The following is an 18,081-nucleotide window of genomic DNA, read 5'->3' as shown; positions in this document are numbered from 1 at the left end:
AGACCGGGCGGAGGAGCCGGGGCACGCTCCGGGTCACGGTCCGGTGTCAGCCCTCCCCGCAGATCCGCAGCCCCTTCGGGGTCGCGCACGGCAGGTGCCCGCGGGCGCGCACGACGTCCTGGCCCCGCCCGCGCGCGAGGTAGGCGAGGAAGCTCGCGGTGAGGGAGTCGCTCGCCGGGTCGCCCCAGGTGTAGGCGTACTCGATCTCCCGGTAGGGGTACGGGGACGCGCCCAGCTCGTCCAGGACCGGGGCGCGGCCGTCGAGGGTGACGGGGTGCAGGCCCTCCGCCTCGGAGACGGCGCCGAGTTCGGCGTAGCCGATCGCGCCGGGGAGGCGGGCGACGGCGGCCAGGACCTGCTCGGTGGAGTCGAGTTCGCAGCGGACGACCTTCGCCTCCCGGTCGTCGACGGTGGCGCAGTCGCGGGAGGAGTTGGCGGGCTCGTTGCGGCCGAGGACCCGGCGCTGGAAGACCTCCCGGGTGCCGGAGTCGGCGTCCCGGCTGACGAGGAGGACGGGCAGGCCGGGGAGGTCCGCGGGCAGGCCGGGGCCCGTCAGCCGGTTCCAGCGGGCGACGTCGCCGCGGTAGAGGGCGCGGATCTGCTCCAGGGTGAGGTTCCGGACGGGGACGGCGTCGTGGGCGACGACGGTGAAGAGGGAGACGGCCACCATGTGTTCGCGCAGCCGCGGGTGGCCGCCCGGGCCGTGGCCGTCGGACAGCGCGATGACGGCGGGGGAGCCCTTGGCGCGGGCGCCCGCCTCGGCGAGGGCGCGGACGCCGGAGGTGGAGCCGTCGGCGTCGACGGTGACGGTGGCTCCCGCGCAGTCCTTCTCGTACGCCTTCGCCACCTCCCGGACGACCGGTGCGAAGGCGGTGGAGCCGGTGACGGTGAGGCTGCCGCGGGCGCAGCCGATCGGGGGCGGGGTCTGCTCGCGGACGATGATCGCGGCGAGCGCGACCACGCAGGCGGTGAGGACGACGGTGACGGAGCGGGCGGCGGTGCTGAAGCGGCCGGCCTGGTCGTCGGGGGTGGTGGAGCGGTTGCGGCGGATGGAGCCGCCGGCGACGGTGCCGTGCACCTTGATGTCGCGGTCGGCGACGGGGCCGGAGAGCTGGACGAGCAGCTTGAAGTACTGGCCGGGGTCGAGGGCGACCCGGGGGACGAGGACGGCGTTGCCCTCGCGGCCGAGCCCGGGGGCGCCGTCGAGGTCGTCGCGGACCGGGTTCCAGCCGGCCGGGACGGTGGCGACGACGCCCCGGACGGTCACCGCGGGGGTGCCGAAGGTGATGCGCAGCGCGTGCTCGGCGGGGGTGACGCCGTAGTCGTCGACGCCGATGTCGAGGTCGCGGTCGTTCTCGATGCGGAGCAGGACGAGCGTGGCGCCGGCAGCGGCGCTGCCCAGCACCTCGCCGGCGCGCACGGTCATCGCGCCGCCGTCCTGGTCGTCGCCCTCCTTGTGCAGCGGGGTGTTCAGCTGCACGCGGTAGCCGAGCCGCTTGCGCTGTGGCTTGAAACGGTCGATCCAGACGGCGCCGACCGAGACGAGGACGCCGAGCAGGGCGGTGGCGACGGCGACCACGTTCTCGGCGGTTATCCACTCCATGACCGGGACGGTACGGACGGGTGTGCGAGGCCGCGGGCGGCGTAGCGGCCCGACACCTGGATTTCGCCGCTCGTTCAGCCGGGCCCGAGGGGGCGGCAGCGGGCTGGTCCGGGTGGCCGGGAGCGGGGCGCCCGGAGGGCCCGGGCCCGGGACGGCCGGTGGCCCGGGCCGGGGTGCCCGGAGGGTCCGGGGCGGGGTCGTCCGGGTGGCCCGGCCGGGGTTGCCCGGGCCGGAGGAGCGTGGATGTAATGGCCGTGAGGGGGCCCTTCCGGAGGAGGAACCCCATGCGTGTCGTCGAAGTGACCGCCTACGGCGGACCCGAGGTCCTCAGATCCGCGCGCCGTCCGGAGCCGGACCCCGCGGACGCCCCGGGGCGGGTCCGGGTGCGGCTCAAGGCCGCCGGGGTCAACCAGGCGGACCTCAAGATCCGCTCCGGCCGGTTCGCGGCCGCGCTCGACCCGCTGGCCCCGCCCTTCGTGCTCGGCTACGACTTCGCCGGCACCCTGGCGGACCCGGCGCCCGGCCTCCCCGCGGGCACCCGGGTGGCCGGTTTCGTGCCCTGGGTGGCGGAGGGGGCCGGCGCGGGGACCTACGCGGAGACGATCCTGGTGGAGCCGGGCTGGCTGGCCCCGGTCCCGGACGAGGTGGACTTCACGGCGGCGGCCTCGCTGCCGCTCTCCGCGCTGACCGCCGCGCAGGCGCTGGACCTGATGGCGCTGCCGGACGGCGCGACGCTGCTGGTCACCGGCGCGAGCGGGGTGGTGGGCCGGTTCGCGGTGCAGCTGGCGGCGCGGGCGGGCCTCCGGGTGATCGCCCTCGGCGACGCCGACGACGCGCACGAGCTGCGGCTCCTGGGCGCCGACGGGACGGTGCCGCGCGGGGCGCCGGAGGAGGTGATCACCGGGGTGCTGGGCTTCGCGCCGGACCGGGTGGACGGCGTCTTCGACGCGGCCCTGATCGCCGACCCGCTGCTGCCCGCGGTCAAGGACGGCGGGGTCTTCGTCTCCGCCTCCGGCGAGCGGGTGCCGGTGGCCGAGCGGGACGTCCGGGTGGACGTGGTGGAGGGCCGCCCGGACGCGGCCCGGCTGAAGGAGCTCCTGGAGCTGGTCGGCGCGGGCGGGCTGGCGACCCGGGTGGCCGACGTGCTGCCGCTGGAGCAGGCGGGGGAGGCGCACCGGCGCGCGGAGGCGGGCCACCGGCCGGGCCGGATCGTACTGATGATCTGACGGGCCCTCGGCTCCCGCCCTCCCGTTCCCCTCTCCCGCCCTTCTGCTCCGTCCGCCCTTCTGCTCCTTCCGCCCCTCCGCGCTTCCGGCGCGGAGGGGCGGATTCGTGCCGCCGTCCCGAACCCGCCAGTTCTGGTCTAGACCTTGACAGGTACAGACCATTATCGCTTCGCTGTCCTTCCCCCCACCGGAAGGACGACAGCGCATGCGACGTCTCCTCGCCCTGTTCGCCGCCCTGTGCGCGGCACTCGGGCTCGCGGTCCTGCTCCCCGCCACCGCCGGCGCGGCCCCCGCCTGCGTCGGCGCCTGGAACTCGGGCCAGGTCTACACCGGCGGCATGACCGCCTCGTACAACGGCCACAACTGGTACGCGAAGTGGTGGACGCAGAACGAGCGTCCCGGCTCCAGCGACGTCTGGCGCGACGAGGGCGCCTGCGGCACGGGCGGCGGCGGCACCCCCGACCCCTCCGGATTCGTCGTCACCGAGGCCCAGTTCAACCAGATGTTCCCGAACCGGAACCCCTTCTACACGTACGCCGGCCTGGTCGCCGCCACCAAGAAGTACCCGGCCTTCGCGGGCACCGGCAGCGACACCGTGAAGAAGCAGGAGGCCGCGGCCTTCCTCGCCAACGTCTCCCACGAGACCGGCGGCCTCGTCCACGTCGTCGAGCAGAACACCGCCAACTACCCGCACTACTGCGACGCGAACCAGCCCTACGGCTGCCCCGCCGGCCAGGCCGCCTACTACGGCCGCGGCCCGATCCAGCTCTCCTGGAACTTCAACTACAAGGCCGCCGGCGAGGCCCTCGGCCTCGACCTCCTGAACAACCCCTGGCGCGTCGAGCGCGAGCCGGACGTCGCCATGATGACCGGCCTCTGGTACTGGAACACCCAGAACGGCCCCGGCACCATGACCGCCCACAACGCGATGGTCAACGGCGCCGGCTTCGGCCAGACCATCTGGGCGATCAACGGCTCCCTGGAGTGCAACGGCGGCAACCCCGCCCAGGTCCAGAGCCGCGTCACCAAGTACCAGCAGTTCGCCCAGATCCTCGGCGTCCCGACCGGCGCGAACCTGTACTGCTGAGACCGTCAGTACGTCCGCCAGCTCGCCTTGGCCGCCCAGGTCAGGGCGAGCGCGGGCGTGAACGCCGCGACGAACGCGGGCAGTTCGTCGTACCCCGCCACCTGGAACTCCAGCGCCTTCGGCAGCAGCAGCACCACCCCGGCCAGCAGGATCCCGAGGGCGGGCAGATGGACCGCCGGCCGGAAGCGGCGCATCCGCCGCAGGTCGGAGACCTCCATGTACGACTTCATGCAGCACCCGGCGATGATCACCCACGGCCAGACCCAGATCGCCATGGCCCAGGACAGGATCGATCCCGCCCCGCCGACCTCGTCGTGCTCGCCCACCGGCCCGTCCGACGCGCCCGGCGCGTAGTACACCGTCAGTTCCGTGCCCGGCGCCGGCGGCTCGGGCGCGGTGGAGTACCCCTCCAGGGTGACCTCGCGCGGCCCGTCCCGGAACGGCACGCGCACCACGACGTCGGCCAGGTAGTACGGGTCGTTGTCCTCGCCCTCGGGGACGTACTCCGGCTTCCCCGCCAGCCGTACGACCGGCACCGCGTACTCCCCGTACCCCGCCGCCTCCATCCGCTCCTCCCACTGCCCCCGGGCGCCGCTCGGGGTGAGGACCACGAGGAAGGCGGCCACGGTGGCCACCGGGATCCCGAAGGCGAAGAGGTACGGCAGCACCCTGTTGTCCGGCCGGTCCTTGCGCGGCGGCGCGTCGAGGGGCCCCGCCCCCGCGCCCGGTACGAGGCCGTCACCCACCCGGCCGCGCAGAGCGCCGACACCCCCGCGAGCGCCACCTCCGGCACCAGTGGCGGGTACGCCGACACCCCGCCCAGCGAACACCCCACGGCGCCGACCGCGCCGACGACCATCCCCCACCCGAACCCCCTGGTGGCGGCCGTTCCCCCCGACCTGTCCATGGCGCGCAGCATAGGCGCCCCGAGCGCCCGGAAGGCTACCCCTCCCGCTCCGCCCCCGCCTCGACCGCCTCCAGCGCCGCGGAGAGCCGGTCGAGGGCCCGTACGGTCTCCTCGAAGGCGTCGGGGCCGCCGAGTTCGGCCGTCAGCCGGGCGGCCAGCTCCGCGTGGCCCGGGTCGATCAGGGCGATCGCCGCCCGGCCCGCCTCCGTGGGGACGAGCAGCTTGGCGCGGCGGTGCGCCGGGTTCGGGGCGTAGGCGGCCAGGCCGTCGCGGACCAGCAGGTCGGCGATCCGCTGGACGCTCTGCCGGGTGATGCCCATGACCCGGGCGATCCCCGCCACCGGCAGCGGCTCGGGCAGCACCGCGCCGAGCACCTGCCACCACGCGGCGGTCAGCCCGGCGGGCTCGGCCAGCTTCTCCGCGACGGAGAGGAACTGTCCGTTGAGCCGGAAGACGCGGAGGGCGGTCCGGCTCAGGGCGTCCTGCCCGGTGCGCCGGCTCATCCGTTCAGCTCGGCGAAGGCCGCCGGGTCGGAGTGCTGGAAGAGCCGGTACCAGGCGTCCCGCTTCCCCTCGTACGCGCCGAGCCGGGCGAAGACCTCGCGGGCGAAGGCGACCGGCTCGGTCGGCCCCGCGGTGATCAGGTCCCCGTCGGTGACGGCGTCGGCCTCCACGTACCGCTCCGCGCCCGCGTAGCCGGTCGCGGCGAGGTAGGAGGAGGCGGCGCCGGTGTGCCCCCGGTCGTCGAGCAGTCCCTCCCGGGCGAGCCCGGCGACGGCCCCGCAGATGGCGGCGACCGGCACCCCGGCGTCCAGGAAGGTCCGCGCGGCGGCGGTGAAGGGGGCGAGCCCGTCGCCCTCGTCGTACTTCTCGGCCCCGGGGAGGATCAGCAGGGCGCTGTCCCCGGGGCGCAGCCCGTCCAGCGCGAGGTCGGGCACGATCCGGATCCCGGCGATCGTGGTGACGGGCCTTCCGGCGTCGAGGCCCACGGTCCGCACGGTGAAGCCCGCGCGGGCGAGCCACGCGGTGGCGTGCCCCGTCTCCCAGTCGGCGAGGGTGTCGTACACGGCGAGGTGAACGGTCTTCGAGGTCATGACAGCATCCTGTCCAATCGACAAGATGCTGTCAATCGGTTCGCCTCCGGCGCACCGCGACGGAATCCGCGGCCCCCGCCCGGCGAAGCACAGTGTCGTGTCCGGCGCGCTCTCGGTGGACAAGATGGTGATGGCCGTCCCACCTGGGGTTCCTTACCCTTCGGTGCATGACCCCTCATGTCGTACCCGACCCCCGGGCCGGCGCCGCCGTCAAGGCCGCGGACCGCGCACACGTCTTCCACTCCTGGTCCGCCCAGGGCCTGATCGACCCGCTCGCCGTGGCCGGCGCGGAGGGGTCGTACTTCTGGGACTACGACGGCAACCGCTACCTCGACTTCACCAGCGGCCTCGTCTACACCAACATCGGCTACCAGCACCCCAAGGTGGTCGCCGCCATCCAGGAGCAGGCCGCGAAGCTCACCACCTTCGCGCCCGCCTTCGCCGTCGACGTCCGCTCCGAGGCCGCACGCCTCATCGCCGAGCGCACCCCCGGCGACCTGGACAAGATCTTCTTCACCAACGGCGGCGCCGAGGCCGTCGAGAACGCCGTCCGGATGGCCCGGCTGCACACCGGCCGCCACAAGGTGCTCTCCGCCTTCCGCTCGTACCACGGCGCCACCTCCACCGCGATCAACCTCACCGGCGACCCCCGCCGCTGGGCCTCCGACACCGGCTCGGCCGGCGTCGTGCGCTTCTGGGCGCCCTTCCTCTACCGCTCGCCGTTCTACGCGACGACCGAGGAGCAGGAGTGCGAGCGCGCCCTCGCGCACCTGGAGGACACCATCGCCTTCGAGGGTCCGGCGACGATCGCCGCGATCATCCTGGAGACGATCCCCGGCACCGCCGGCATCATGACTCCGCCGCCCGGCTACCTCACCGGCGTCCGCGAGATCTGCGACAAGTACGGCATCGTCTTCGTCCTGGACGAGGTCATGGCCGGCTTCGGCCGCACCGGCAAGTGGTTCGCCGCCGAGCACTTCGACGTCGTCCCCGACCTGATGACCTTCGCCAAGGGCGTCAACTCCGGCTACGTGCCGCTCGGCGGCGTCGCCATCAGCGAGCGGATCGCGGCCACCTTCGAGACCCGCCCCTACCCGGGCGGCCTCACCTACTCCGGCCACCCGCTGGCCTGCGCCGCCGCCGTCGCCACCATCCAGGTGATGGAGGACGAGAAGGTCGTCGAGAACGCCGCCCGGATCGGCGAGCAGGTCCTCGGCCCCGGCCTGCGCGAGCTCGCCGAGCGCCACCCGTCCGTCGGCGAGGTCCGCGGCACGGGCGTCTTCTGGGCGCTCGACCTGGTCAAGAACAAGGAGACGCGCGAGCCGCTCGTTCCGTACAACGCGGCCGGCGAGGCCAACGCGCCGATGGCCGCCTTCGGCGCCGCGGCCAAGAAGAACGGCCTGTGGCCCTTCGTCAACATGAACCGCACCCACGCCGTCCCCGCCTGCAACGTCACGGACGACGAGGTCAAGGAGGGCCTGGCGGCCCTGGACGCGGCGCTCACCGTCGCCGACGAGCACACGGTCTGACGCCGCCCGCCGACGGCACCGGCCGGCGTCACCCCGTGTGACGAGGGCCTCCTCCCGAGGGACCAGGTCTGGACTAGAGTCTTCCGGAACCTCATGGAGGGGGCCCCATCCGCATGCCCGGCACGTCCGCGAACAGCGCCGTCACCCGCAGCACCCTCAGCCGGCAGATCGCGGACGCGCTCCGTGACGAGGTCCTCGCGGGGCGTCTCCAGCCCGGCCGCGAGTTCACCGTCAAGCAGATCGCCGAGCAGTACGGCGTCTCCGCCACCCCCGTCCGCGAGGCCCTCGTCGAGCTCTGCGCCCAGGGCCTGCTCGACTCCGACCAGCACCGCGGCTTCCGGGTCCACCGCTTCTCGGTGGCCGACTACCGGGAGATGGTCGAGGCCCGGATGCTCGTCGTCGACGGCATCTTCCGCCGCCACGCGCCGGAGGCCCGCGCCGCGCTCCCCGAGCCCGACCCCGGCCTCGGGGTCGTCCTGGTGTCGATACGCCGCCGGGGCGAGGCCGCCGTCCGCGCCGCCCGCGCCGGCGACCTGGACGTCCTGATCGGCTACGACCTGCGCTACTGGCACGAGCTGGGCCGGCTCGTCGCCCGCAACGGCCACATCGCCGACTTCCTGCACCGGCTCCGCGTCCAGGCCTGGGTCTTCTCCGTGCCCCACCTGCGGGCCGAGCGCGAACTCCACGGCCGGCTCTGGTCCGGACACGTGGAGCTGATCGACGCCGTCACCCGCGGCGACGCCGAGGCCGCCATCGGGGTCGTCCGCGCCTACAACGCCCACTCGCTGGAATGGGCCGACCGCCTGGAGACCCGGCCCATCCGGTGACCCGCCGCCGGGGGACGGGGCCCGGCCCACCCGGTGACCCGCCGCCGGGTTGAGGCCCCGCTTCCCGGGGCAGGCCTCCCACGGGTGGGCGTCGTCGGCGCCGCCGACTACCCTGGCCCTCCCCGGAACTGACGGAGAGCGAGCCTCCCTTGGCCTGTGACCTGTGGCTGGTCCCCCTCGTCGACGTGCTGTGCCACAGCCCCGACAACCCCTTCGCCGAAGACCTCGCCGAGTACGACGCCGTGCTGAGCGCCTCGGGACTGCCGACCGTGCCCGTGTACGCGTACATGCCGGGGCTCTCCGGCGACGTCGCGCCCGTCGCCGGCTTCGACTACGAGGCCCTGCACTTCCTGCGCAGGGCCTACCTGCTCGCGATCTGCGGGCTGCCGGTCGAACCCGTCGGCGAGCTCGGCGGGGACTACGAGCAGCTCCTGGAGATGTTCGAGGCGACCGCCCAGCAGTCCCACCTGGTCTGGCACTACGACCACGCGGGCGCCTACGTGCCGGTCGACTTCCCGGTGCCGCTCTCCAACGACCGGCTCCTGGAGGGCGGCGGCCCGCTCGGCTCCTCGTACGGGCTGCTGCGGGAACTGGAGTTCGTCGCCCCGGCCCTCGGCATCGACCCGGCGAACCCGCCGGCCGCCCCGGCCCCGCCCGCCCGGCCCACCGAGCTGGAGGAGCCCGCCGCCCCGGTGCCGTACGACGACGGCCCCTTCGCCCGGGAGCGGCACGTCTGGCTCGGGCTGCACGCGGCGGCGACCCGCAGCCTCGCCCAGGGATCGATGATCATGCTCAGCTGACGGGGCCCGCCCCCGCCGCGGCCGTCCCGGAGGAGCCTCAGCGGGCCTCCGGGGGCCGCTGGCGCGGCATGTTCGGCCGGGTGCCCGGCGGCAGCGGGAAGCGGCCGGACGGGTGCGCCGCCTCCGGCCTGGCCGGTACGACCCCGACCGACTGGAGCGCCAGCGGCGCCGGCCCCGAGCGGAACTCGACCATCCAGTCCGCGGTCTCCGCCCGCACCAGCTCCGTGACGTCCTCCGAGAAGCGGCGCAGCACCCCCAGGCACCGCTCGGCGGCCTCGCTGGCGGTCCCCTCCGTCGGCCCGAGGACCTCCCGCACGCTCTCCGAGGCCCAGTCGAACTGGAGGGCCTGGAGCCGCCGCTGCACGGCCTGGGCGGTCGCCACGTCCCTTATCCAGCCGGAGGTCAGCCCGAAGTACCGGTCGCAGGCGATGCAGGCGGCGCCGAGCAGCAGCGAGAGGTAGCCCCAGCCGGCCGTGCCCTCGGCGACCCCGGTCAGGTCGAGCAGCGGCAGCGCCGCCCCCGCGATCACGCCGAGCGCGGTGCCGATCCGCAGCCCGCGGGCGCAGCGGCGCTTCCACACCCGGTCCGAGAGGTACCACTCCGCGGTCCGCAGGGCGCCGGCCTCCACCCACCGGTAGAGCTCGTCGAGGCGCTCCGCGGGCTCTCCCCAGTCGCCCAGGGGGAAGGGCTTCCCCGTCAGATCTCTGTGGACGTCTTCCCCGGGCTGCCCCGGCGGCTGCATCTCCGGCTGGTGGCTCACCGGGGGACTCCTCTGTTCAGCCCAGCGTTCGTGTCGCTCGTGTCCTTCTGTGACGTGCGGTGCACGTGGTGCCTGCCCTTCCTACCGCCGAATGGTGGGCGGCGGGCCCGGAATCCCGGGATTTCCGCCCGCAAGAGGGTGTTGATCAGGTAGAGGAGCCCGCAGTTTCTCACTCGAAAGAGTTGTCGCGGCGGGGCGGTCCGTGACCGCGTAGGCTCGGATCACCGGTACCGCACGTGGACCGGCCGAGTTTCGAGCACGAGGAGTGACCGTGATCCCCGGTGGCGGCCAGCCCAACATGCAGCAGATCCTCCAGCAGGCGCAGAAGATGCAGCAGGACCTCGCCCGCGCCCAGCAGGAGCTCGCCGAGACCGAGGTCGAGGGCCAGGCGGGCGGCGGCCTGGTGAAGGCCACCGTGACCGGCTCCGGGGAGCTGCGCGGCCTGGTCATCGACCCGAAGGCCGTCGACCCCGAGGACACCGAGACCCTGGCGGACCTGGTGGTCGCCGCCGTGCAGGCCGCGAACGACAACGCGCAGCAGCTCCAGCAGGCCAAGCTGGGCCCGCTGGCGCAGGGTCTCGGCGGAATGCCGGGCCTGGGCTTCTAGCGGGCACGTCCAGCCACTACCGTAAGAAGGCAAGAGCACACCCGGAAAGGGCGTTCCGTTGTACGAAGGCGTGGTCCAGGACCTGATCGACGAGCTGGGCAGGCTGCCCGGCGTCGGTCCCAAGAGCGCGCAGCGGATCGCCTTCCACGTCCTCCAGGCCGAGCCGACGGACGTGCGCCGGCTCGCGCACGCGCTCCTGGAGGTCAAGGAGAAGGTCCGGTTCTGCGCGGTCTGCGGGAACGTGGCACAGCAGGAGCAGTGCAACATCTGCCGCGATCCGCGCCGGGACCTGACCGTCATCTGCGTGGTCGAGGAGCCGAAGGACGTCGTCGCGATCGAGCGGACCCGCGAGTTCCGGGGGCGGTACCACGTCCTCGGCGGCGCGATCAGCCCGATCGAGGGCGTCGGCCCGGACGACCTGCGGATCCGGGAGCTGCTCGCCCGCCTCGCGGACGGCGCGGTCACCGAACTGATCCTGGCGACCGACCCCAACCTGGAGGGCGAGGCCACCGCCACGTACCTGGCCCGGATGATCAAGCCCATGGGGCTGAAGGTCACCCGGCTCGCGAGCGGCCTGCCGGTCGGCGGCGACCTGGAGTACGCCGACGAGGTGACGCTCGGCCGTGCCTTCGAGGGGCGGAGGCTGCTAGATGTATGACGACCGGGCGCGGGAGGACCGGGCCGGTGCCGGTGAGCTCTCAGGGAGGCTCCTCGATGTCTGACCCCACGCTGCACTCCATCACGCAGAGTCCCGACGACTTCGCGGTCCAGATCGCCGACTCCGTCGAGAGCTTCATCGTCGCCACGACCGAGGTCGCCAAGGGCGACGAGCCGGACAGCGCGGTGCCCTTCCTGCTCCTGGAGATCTCCCAGCTGCTCCTCGCGGGCGGCCGGCTGGGCGCGCACGAGGACATCGTCCCGGACGAGCGGTACGAGACCGACACGGGCCCCGAGCCGGACGTGGACGACCTGCGGGAGCGGTTCGCCGCGATGCTCGACCCGGTGGACGTCTTCTCCGAGGTCTTCGACCCGTACGAGCCCCGCAAGGCGCCCGTCCCGGCCCGGATCTCGGACAACCTCGCCGACATCGTCGCCGACCTCCGCCACGGCCTCGCCCACTACCGGGCCGGCCGCACCTCCGAGGCGCTGTGGTGGTGGCAGTTCTCCTACTTCTCCAACTGGGGCCCCACCGCCTCCGCCACCCTGCGCGCCCTGCAGTCCCTGGTCGCCCACGTCCGCCTCGACCAGCCCCTCGCGGCCCTCGACGGCCTCGACACCGACGAGGACCTCACCGAGGACGACCTGGCGGAGGAGGCCGGCCGCGTGATGATCCAGGAGATCGCGGGGCCGCTGGGGATGAAGGGCCTCTAGATCGCCATGTGATCACTTTCTGAGCACCGTGTCTCAGGATGTGATAGCCGGCCGGTGTTTTTCGGTCGCTCGTTAGACTGAGCCGACCGCAGCACGGGCTGCGGCACCGACCGAGCGAGGAGCGCACGTGGGCCTTGTCGTGCAGAAGTACGGAGGCTCCTCCGTTGCCGATGCCGAGGGCATCAAGCGCGTCGCCAAGCGGATCGTGGAAGCCAAGAAGAACGGCCACCAGGTGGTCGTCGTGGTCTCCGCGATGGGCGACACGACGGACGAGCTGATCGATCTCGCCGAGCAGGTCTCTCCCATGCCTGCCGGACGTGAGTTCGACATGCTGCTGACCGCCGGAGAGCGGATCTCCATGGCCCTGCTGGCGATGGCGATCAAAAACCTGGGCCACGAGGCCCAGTCGTTCACCGGCAGCCAGGCGGGTGTCATCACCGACTCGGTCCACAACAAAGCGCGCATCATCGATGTCACGCCGGGCCGGATCCGCACCGCCCTCGACGAGGGCAACATCGCCATCGTCGCCGGCTTCCAGGGCGTGTCCCAGGACAAGAAGGACATCACCACGCTGGGCCGCGGCGGCTCCGACACCACGGCCGTGGCGCTCGCCGCCGCGCTCGACGCCGAGGTGTGCGAGATCTACACCGACGTCGACGGCGTCTTCACCGCCGACCCCCGCGTGGTGAAGAAGGCGAAGAAGATCGACTGGATCTCCTTCGAGGACATGCTGGAGCTCGCCGCCTCCGGCTCCAAGGTGCTGCTGCACCGCTGCGTCGAGTACGCACGCCGCTACAACATCCCGATCCACGTCCGCTCGTCCTTCTCCGGACTCCAGGGCACGTGGGTCAGCAACGAACCGACAGGGGACAAGGTGGAGCAGGCCATCATCTCCGGTGTCGCCCACGACACCTCCGAGGCGAAGATCACCGTCGTCGGCGTGCCGGACAAGCCGGGCGAGGCCGCGGCCATCTTCCGGGCCGTCGCGGACGCCGAGATCAACATCGACATGATCGTGCAGAACGTGTCGGCGGCCTCCACCGGTCTCACCGACATCTCCTTCACCCTCCCGAAGGCCGAGGGCCGCAAGGCCATCGACGCCCTGGAGAAGGCGAAGGGCGCCATCGGCTTCGACTCGCTCCGCTACGACGACCAGATCGGCAAGATCTCCCTCGTCGGCGCCGGCATGAAGACCAACCCGGGCGTGACCGCGGACTTCTTCCGCGCCCTGTCCGACGCGGGCGTCAACATCGAGCTGATCTCGACCTCCGAGATCCGCATCTCGGTCGTCACCCGCGCCGACGACGTCAACGAGGCCGTGACCGCCGTCCACTCCGCCTTCGGCCTGGACAGCGACTCGGACGAGGCCGTCGTCTACGGCGGCACCGGGCGCTGACCCGCCCGGACCCGACCCGTCCCGCACCGCGCCCGGCCGCTCCCCAGCGGCCGGGCGCGGTCGTCGTATCCGATTGCGGTGGCTTCGGAGGATCTGTGGACATCCTGTGAGCAATTCGGCGGCGTAACCCCCTTGAACTGCGGTGATGTGGTGACGGACGATGCTCTTCCCCCTTCCTGCAACTAGTAGTTGGGCGGGGCGCGTCTCCGCGTTCACCCACGAACGGGGAGCGGAGCGCGCGATGGAACGGGGCAATGGGGGAGAACGGTTGCGCATGAGGACGAACAGCTCGCCGGTGAGAACGGCGGCGAAGGCGTACAACCATTCCGGGGGAACACGAGTCAAACAGGCGTGGCAGACGTACTCGACCTTCCCGCGTTCTCCCCTCTCCGCGGGGGACGCACGGCCGTGCTCCCCCCGAGGGAACCCGGCACCGGCGCCGTGCCCGGACGCGCCGCGGTCCGTCCGCTCGGGCGCCCGCGCCTCCTCGACGGCCCTCCGGTGACCACCGCCGTGCCCACCGATTCCCGCGCGAGAGTGCGCGGCATCCCGACGCCGCGCAAGGCCGCCGAAGACACCGGCACCGACACCGGGGCCGGCACCACGGTCGACCACCTCACCGAGACCTACCGCGCCCACTACCGGTCGCTGCTCGGCCTCGCCGCCCTCCTGCTCGACGACACCGCCTCCTGCGAGGACGTCGTCCAGGAGGCCTTCATCCGCGTCCACTCGGCCCGCCGGCGCGTCCGCGACCCCGAGAAGACCCTCGCCTACCTGCGCCAGACCGTGGTCAACCTGTCCCGGTCCGCGCTGCGCCGCCGCATCCTCGGCCTCAAGCTGCTGTCCAAGCCGATGCCGGACATGGCCAGCGCCGAGGAGGGGGCGTACGACCAGCTGGAGCGCGACGACCTCATCAAGGCGATGAAGGGCCTCCAGCGCCGCCAGCGCGAGGTCCTCGTCCTGCGGTACTTCGCCGACATGACCGAGGCCCAGGTCGCCGAGACCCTCGGGATCTCGCTCGGCTCCGTGAAGGCGTACGGCTCCCGCGGCATAGCCGCCCTCCGCGTCGTCATGGAGGCCAAGGCATGAGCCGCGACCACGAGGACGACCTGACCCCGGACGTGCGGGACGGGCTCGGTGACGGCGAGGAGCGCCACGACCCCGACGAACGCAGCGGACGCGGCGCCGGACAGGCCCGCGTCGGACGTGACGAGCTGAGTGGACGAGTGATGACGGACTTCGAGCACGGCCCCGGCGAGGACGACGGGGAGGACGAGCTCGCACTGCGACGGCTGTTCCACGGCGCCGTCTCCGGCCTCGAACCGTCCACCGCGTCCCTCGACCACCTGCGCCGCGCCGTGCCCGCCCGCCGCGCCCGCAAGCGGCAGGCGCTCGTCGGCGCCGCCGCCGCGGCGGTCCTCATCGGCACCGCCGTCCCCGCCCTCATCCACGTCGCCGGCTCCCCGGGGCTCACCGCCGCCAACCCGGCCCTCGCCGGCCACGGCGAGCAGGCCCAGGGCGGCACCGGCGCCGAGGCCGAGGGCGGCGACCCGGCCGGCACCAAGGCGCCCTCCGTCAAGGTCTCGCCCACCACGGGCCCCACCAAGGGCGCCACCGACAAGGGCGAGGACAAGCCGGACCCCAAGGGCGGCGGGACCGGCTCCGGCTCCGGCCAGGGCTCCGACGGCGGCTCCGGCTCCCTGCGGAGCTGTGGCCGCGGGGACCTCCAGTCGGCCGGCGGGTACAACAGCGGCCCCGACTCCACCGGAGTCGTCTACGGCGGCTTCACCATCGTCAACGGCTCCGGGAAGACCTGCCGGGTCGACGGATCCGGACTGGTCCACGTCACGGCGAGCGGCGCCGCCGACCAGAGCAGGATCGCCGTCATCCGCCACACCAGCGGCGACCCGGCGACCGGCCTGCCCGACCCCTCGGCGGACATCAAACCGCTGGTGCTCGAACCGGGCGCCTCGTACCGGCTGAAGTTCGCCTGGGTGCCGTCCGCGAGCTGCTCGACCGACGGCGGCGGCGCCACCCCGACGCCGACCGAGCCCACCGAGGTCCCGACCGAGCCGACCCCGACGCCGACCGAGCCCACCGAGGTCCCGACCGAGCCGACCCCCACGCCCACCGGCGGCGGCGAGGGCGCCGACGCGGGCGGCACCGACGCGGGCGGCGCCGACGCCGGCGGCACCGGCACGGGCACCGGGAGCGGCACCGGCACGGACTCCGGTCTGAGCACCCAGCTCCTGCGCGCCGAACCGGCCGGAGGCAGCGTCGCCGTCAGCTACACCGCGGAGCCCGGCGACCCGACCGTCACCACGGTCCTCAACGGCGTCTGCGCCGGCACGATCTACCGGACGGGCATGCTCCAGGACTGAGGGCGCCCGCCAGGCACGCGGAAGGGGCCGGGGGAAGCGATCTCCCCCCGGCCCCTTCGCCGTACCGTGCGGGCCCCGTCAGACGCCCGCCAGGCCCAGTGCCTCGTCACGGGCCGCCTCCGCGTCCCGGCGCAGCAGCCGGAACCACATGAAGACGACGAAGCCGGCGAAGACGAACCACTCGGCGGTGTAGCCCAGGTTCTGGAAGGCCTTGGCGTCCAGGCCCGTGCCCGCCGCCGCGGCCGCCGGCACCGGCGTGAGACCGGCGGGCGAGTCGGCGAGCGTGACCCAGGCGTCGTACACCTCGTCGTCGACCACGTTCACCAGCGAGGCCGCGCTGATCATGCCGAGCTGCCCCTCGGGCAGCCCGCCGGCCGCCCGCACGCCCTTCGAGCCCTGGTTCTCCGAGGCCTGCAGCGCGCCGACGACCGTGACCTCGCCGGACGGCGGGGCCGGGGTCTCGGCGCCCGCCGGCAGCCAGCCGCGGACGACCGGCAGCGAGCGGCCCGCGTCCGTCCGCAGCAGCGTCAGCACGTACGCGCCGGGCTTCCCGTCCAGCTCGCGGTCCGGCACCAGGAACTGCTCCCCGTAGCGGCCGCGGGCCTCGGCGGTACGGCCGGAGGTCTCCTTGTCCACGGGCAGCAGCGAGGCCAGCGGCGCGGCCTCCGGCGCGCTCGCGGCCGGCTTCCGCCCGGCCTCCTCGTGGGAGTCGACGCGATCCTCGAACTTGCCCAGCTGCCAGGTCCCCATGAAGACGCAGAACGGGATGGCCAGCAGGACGAAGAGATTGATTCCCCACCAGCGGGGGGTCCTCAGGAACCGGTACACGCCCCCCACGGTACGGGGGCGGACCCGGGCCCCCGCCAGGAGGGGGCCCGGTGGGGCCTGACGGGGGCGGCTAGCCCCGCGCGTCCGGCCGGAGGCGGATCACGGCGCGGCCGCCCGCCAGGTCCACCGTGGTCCGGTGCGGCGGGGCGCCGTCCTCCTCGTCGTCACGGAGCAGCAGGGCGCTCTGCCGCTCCTTCAGCTCGCTCTGCTTGCCGGGCGAGAAGGTGGCGTGCAGCTGCTCGAAGCCGGTCGAGGAGACCGTGCCCCGGCGCTTGCCCCGGCCGGTCATGCGCAGGAACTGGTCGGCGAAGGCGATCACGGTCAGCAGGATGACCAGCCCCGGCAGCGTCACGAACACGGCGAACCCCATGCCCCCAGGAGACCACGCGGGCCCGGCGCCCCGGAAGGCTCCGGCGGGCGCGGAGGCGGGCGCGGGCGCGAGCGCGGACACGGGCCGGGCGTCCGGCCGGTCGAGGGCCGGGCGTCCGGCCGGGTTCGGGTCGGGCCTCCGATCGGTCGAGGGGCGGGCATCCGGCCGGGTTCGGGTCGGGCCTCCGATCGGTCGAGGGGCGGGCGTCCGGCCGGGTTCGGGTCAGGCCTCCGGCCGGACGTGGTGCAGCCGGCGGCCGTCGGAACCCAGCACCTGCGCCCCGATCTTGTACGTGCGCAGGCTGACCGCCGTCCCCGTGATCCGCAGCGCCGGGGCGGCCCGGACGAGCCCCGCCGTGATCTCGTGCAGCTCCTCGACCGAGCCCAGCCACATCGCCACCACCAGGTTGTGCGGCCCGGTCACCGAGGTGATCACCTGGGTGCGCCGCACCCGGGTGAGCGCTGCCACCGTGCCCGGCTCGTCCAGCGGCGCCACCTGCGCCGTCACCATGGCCCACACCGGGCGGCCGGAGAAACGGGGGGCCGGCTGGCAGTGGTGGTGGAGCGCGCCGCCCGCCGCCAGGACGTCCAGCCTGCGGCGCACCGTCGACTCGCTGGTGCCGCACTGCCGGGCCAGCTCGGCGGCGCTCCGGCGGGCGTCGCCGGCCAGCTCCGCGACGAGCCGCCGGTCCAGGTCCGTCACCTGGGGGGCCACGCGCGCGCGTGCCCCGTCCCGCCGCTCCAGGGCGCTCACGTCGGTGAGGAGCCGGGCCTGCGCGGGGGTGAGCTGCTCGATCCGGGAGCGGTAGGGGCGGTTGTGCATCCGGGTGACGACCTGGGTGCGGGCCCGCAGCACGCCGGGCAGCCGGCGCACCCGGCCGGTGACGTAGGCGTCGAGGGCGGGCAGGTCCGGCGCGATCAGCAGCAGGACCAGGTCGGCGCCGCCGGTCACCGCGTGGACGCCGAGGGTGCCCGGGTCGCCGGCCAGCTCGAGCGCGGTGGCCTCGGTGCTGTCGGCGGTGCACTCCAGCTCGACCCAGGCGTACAGTGCGGACTCGGTGCCGCGCCGGGCGATGAGCAGCGAGGTCCAGGCGTAGCCGCCGGCGCTGAGGTGCTCCCAGCGGCGCGCGAGGGTGTCGGGCCCGGCCCCGAGGACGGTGGAGAGCTGGGTCCAGCTCGCTCGCGGCAGGATCTGGAGGGCGTGGATCAGTGACATATCCGCCTCCGCCAGGACGGATTCCCCGGTACGCATTTTCCTCCTTGGCCGATCCCCGGAAAACCTTGGCCGTGGCTCCGA

The 18,081-nt window shown here is 73.8% G+C and carries 19 protein-coding genes; 11 read left to right on the top strand and 8 right to left on the bottom strand.

All coding sequences use genetic code 11. The features are described from left to right. Nucleotides 1-46 precede the first annotated feature (46 nt). Nucleotides 47-1,603 carry a PstS family phosphate ABC transporter substrate-binding protein gene (locus tag ACF1ED_RS28405; RefSeq protein WP_391765180.1) on the bottom strand — a complete coding sequence of 519 codons (1,557 nt, stop codon included), beginning with the start codon at nt 1,601-1,603 and terminating at the stop codon, nt 47-49. 284 nt (nt 1,604-1,887) lie between these two features. Here ACF1ED_RS28405 and ACF1ED_RS28400 point away from each other — a divergent pair, with 284 nt between their 5' ends. Then, entirely contained in the window at nt 1,888-2,829 is a 942-nt protein-coding gene (locus tag ACF1ED_RS28400; protein WP_391765178.1) for an NADP-dependent oxidoreductase, read from the top strand. Nucleotides 2,830-3,034: 205 nt separating this feature from the next. Further along, nucleotides 3,035-3,916, top strand: a complete 882-nt coding sequence (locus ACF1ED_RS28395; protein WP_391765176.1) for a glycoside hydrolase family 19 protein — start codon at nt 3,035-3,037, stop codon at nt 3,914-3,916. A gap of 5 nt (nt 3,917-3,921) precedes the next feature. Here the strand turns inward: ACF1ED_RS28395 and ACF1ED_RS28390 are convergent, their stop codons facing one another. The 3 genes from ACF1ED_RS28390 to ACF1ED_RS28380 form a co-directional block, all read right to left on the bottom strand. Further along, nucleotides 3,922-4,662: a hypothetical protein gene (locus ACF1ED_RS28390; RefSeq protein ID WP_391765174.1), complete on the bottom strand. Its 741-nt coding sequence runs from the start codon at nt 4,660-4,662 to the stop codon at nt 3,922-3,924. A 196-nt stretch (nt 4,663-4,858) separates the two neighbouring features. After that, complete coding sequence (locus ACF1ED_RS28385) at nt 4,859-5,326, bottom strand: MarR family winged helix-turn-helix transcriptional regulator (protein WP_391765172.1); 468 nt, start codon at nt 5,324-5,326, stop codon at nt 4,859-4,861. Continuing rightward, nucleotides 5,323-5,916 carry a DJ-1/PfpI family protein gene (locus ACF1ED_RS28380; RefSeq protein WP_391765170.1) on the bottom strand — a complete coding sequence of 198 codons (594 nt, stop codon included), beginning with the start codon at nt 5,914-5,916 and terminating at the stop codon, nt 5,323-5,325. The genes ACF1ED_RS28385 and ACF1ED_RS28380 overlap by 4 nt, the downstream gene beginning before the upstream one ends. Nucleotides 5,917-6,083: 167 nt before the next feature. On the opposite strand from ACF1ED_RS28380, the gene ACF1ED_RS28375 reads away from it, so the two are divergent. The 3 genes from ACF1ED_RS28375 (at nt 6,084) to ACF1ED_RS28365 (ending at nt 9,072) form a co-directional block, all read left to right on the top strand. Beyond that, the gene (locus tag ACF1ED_RS28375) at nt 6,084-7,445 is read left to right on the top strand and encodes an aspartate aminotransferase family protein (protein ID WP_391765168.1); all 1,362 of its coding nucleotides are present in this window, start codon (nt 6,084-6,086) and stop codon (nt 7,443-7,445) included. A 113-nt stretch (nt 7,446-7,558) separates the two neighbouring features. Then, a complete protein-coding gene (locus tag ACF1ED_RS28370) occupies nt 7,559-8,272 on the top strand; it encodes a GntR family transcriptional regulator (RefSeq protein WP_391765166.1) in 714 nt (237 codons plus the stop codon). Between the two features lie 149 nt (nt 8,273-8,421). Further along, entirely contained in the window at nt 8,422-9,072 is a 651-nt protein-coding gene (locus ACF1ED_RS28365; protein WP_391765164.1) for a hypothetical protein, read from the top strand. A 37-nt stretch (nt 9,073-9,109) separates the two neighbouring features. Here ACF1ED_RS28365 and ACF1ED_RS28360 read toward each other — a convergent pair whose 3' ends face one another. Then, on the bottom strand, nt 9,110-9,814 hold the full coding sequence (locus ACF1ED_RS28360) for an SLATT domain-containing protein (protein ID WP_391765268.1): 705 nt from the start codon (nt 9,812-9,814) through the stop codon (nt 9,110-9,112). 289 nt (nt 9,815-10,103) lie between these two features. Here ACF1ED_RS28360 and ACF1ED_RS28355 point away from each other — a divergent pair, with 289 nt between their 5' ends. The 6 genes from ACF1ED_RS28355 to ACF1ED_RS28330 all read left to right on the top strand — a co-directional run bounded on the left by ACF1ED_RS28355 (nt 10,104) and on the right by ACF1ED_RS28330 (nt 15,587). Beyond that, a complete protein-coding gene (locus ACF1ED_RS28355) occupies nt 10,104-10,439 on the top strand; it encodes a YbaB/EbfC family nucleoid-associated protein (protein ID WP_391765162.1) in 336 nt (111 codons plus the stop codon). 58 nt (nt 10,440-10,497) lie between these two features. Further along, nucleotides 10,498-11,097, top strand: coding sequence for a recombination mediator RecR (gene recR, locus ACF1ED_RS28350; protein WP_033202382.1), 600 nt, complete (start codon nt 10,498-10,500; stop codon nt 11,095-11,097). Between the two features lie 56 nt (nt 11,098-11,153). After that, nucleotides 11,154-11,810 (top strand): DUF5063 domain-containing protein, encoded by a 657-nt coding sequence (locus ACF1ED_RS28345; protein ID WP_043221194.1) that lies wholly within the window; start codon nt 11,154-11,156, stop codon nt 11,808-11,810. 127 nt (nt 11,811-11,937) lie between these two features. Beyond that, nucleotides 11,938-13,206 carry an aspartate kinase gene (locus tag ACF1ED_RS28340; protein WP_031008796.1) on the top strand — a complete coding sequence of 423 codons (1,269 nt, stop codon included), beginning with the start codon at nt 11,938-11,940 and terminating at the stop codon, nt 13,204-13,206. Between the two features lie 351 nt (nt 13,207-13,557). Continuing rightward, nucleotides 13,558-14,295, top strand: coding sequence for a SigE family RNA polymerase sigma factor (locus ACF1ED_RS28335; RefSeq protein ID WP_391765159.1), 738 nt, complete (start codon nt 13,558-13,560; stop codon nt 14,293-14,295). After that, nucleotides 14,292-15,587: a hypothetical protein gene (locus tag ACF1ED_RS28330; RefSeq protein ID WP_391765157.1), complete on the top strand. Its 1,296-nt coding sequence runs from the start codon at nt 14,292-14,294 to the stop codon at nt 15,585-15,587. The genes ACF1ED_RS28335 and ACF1ED_RS28330 overlap by 4 nt, the downstream gene beginning before the upstream one ends. A gap of 78 nt (nt 15,588-15,665) precedes the next feature. On the opposite strand, the gene ACF1ED_RS28325 is transcribed toward ACF1ED_RS28330, so the two are convergent. The 3 genes from ACF1ED_RS28325 to ACF1ED_RS28315 all read right to left on the bottom strand — a co-directional run bounded on the left by ACF1ED_RS28325 (nt 15,666) and on the right by ACF1ED_RS28315 (nt 18,000). Further along, nucleotides 15,666-16,415 carry an SURF1 family protein gene (locus tag ACF1ED_RS28325; protein WP_391765155.1) on the bottom strand — a complete coding sequence of 250 codons (750 nt, stop codon included), beginning with the start codon at nt 16,413-16,415 and terminating at the stop codon, nt 15,666-15,668. A gap of 70 nt (nt 16,416-16,485) precedes the next feature. Continuing rightward, nucleotides 16,486-16,785, bottom strand: a complete 300-nt coding sequence (locus ACF1ED_RS28320) for a DUF6191 domain-containing protein (protein ID WP_391765153.1) — start codon at nt 16,783-16,785, stop codon at nt 16,486-16,488. A 222-nt stretch (nt 16,786-17,007) separates the two neighbouring features. Further along, the gene (locus tag ACF1ED_RS28315) at nt 17,008-18,000 is read right to left on the bottom strand and encodes an Lrp/AsnC family transcriptional regulator (RefSeq protein ID WP_391765151.1); all 993 of its coding nucleotides are present in this window, start codon (nt 17,998-18,000) and stop codon (nt 17,008-17,010) included. Nucleotides 18,001-18,081 lie beyond the last annotated feature (81 nt).

The organism is Streptomyces sp. NPDC014656, from assembly GCF_043084305.1.
Taxonomy (GTDB): domain Bacteria; phylum Actinomycetota; class Actinomycetes; order Streptomycetales; family Streptomycetaceae; genus Streptomyces.
The sequence above is the reverse complement of the archived record's forward strand: the minus strand, read 5'-3'. Positions and strand labels throughout refer to the sequence as shown.

Bases quoted from the DNA above. Each gene is read 5' to 3' on its own strand.
- ACF1ED_RS28405 (WP_391765180.1), bottom strand. From the start codon at position 1,603: ATGGAGTGGATAACCGCCGAGAACGTGGTCGCCGTCGCCACCGCCCTG.
- ACF1ED_RS28400 (WP_391765178.1), top strand. From the start codon at position 1,888: ATGCGTGTCGTCGAAGTGACCGCCTACGGCGGACCCGAGGTCCTCAGA.
- ACF1ED_RS28395 (WP_391765176.1), top strand. From the start codon at position 3,035: ATGCGACGTCTCCTCGCCCTGTTCGCCGCCCTGTGCGCGGCACTCGGG.
- ACF1ED_RS28385 (WP_391765172.1), bottom strand. From the start codon at position 5,326: ATGAGCCGGCGCACCGGGCAGGACGCCCTGAGCCGGACCGCCCTCCGC.
- ACF1ED_RS28380 (WP_391765170.1), bottom strand. From the start codon at position 5,916: ATGACCTCGAAGACCGTTCACCTCGCCGTGTACGACACCCTCGCCGAC.
- ACF1ED_RS28375 (WP_391765168.1), top strand. From the start codon at position 6,084: ATGACCCCTCATGTCGTACCCGACCCCCGGGCCGGCGCCGCCGTCAAG.
- ACF1ED_RS28370 (WP_391765166.1), top strand. From the start codon at position 7,559: ATGCCCGGCACGTCCGCGAACAGCGCCGTCACCCGCAGCACCCTCAGC.
- ACF1ED_RS28360 (WP_391765268.1), bottom strand. From the start codon at position 9,814: ATGCAGCCGCCGGGGCAGCCCGGGGAAGACGTCCACAGAGATCTGACG.
- ACF1ED_RS28345 (WP_043221194.1), top strand. From the start codon at position 11,154: ATGTCTGACCCCACGCTGCACTCCATCACGCAGAGTCCCGACGACTTC.
- ACF1ED_RS28330 (WP_391765157.1), top strand. From the start codon at position 14,292: ATGAGCCGCGACCACGAGGACGACCTGACCCCGGACGTGCGGGACGGG.
- ACF1ED_RS28320 (WP_391765153.1), bottom strand. From the start codon at position 16,785: ATGGGGTTCGCCGTGTTCGTGACGCTGCCGGGGCTGGTCATCCTGCTG.
- ACF1ED_RS28315 (WP_391765151.1), bottom strand. From the start codon at position 18,000: ATGTCACTGATCCACGCCCTCCAGATCCTGCCGCGAGCGAGCTGGACC.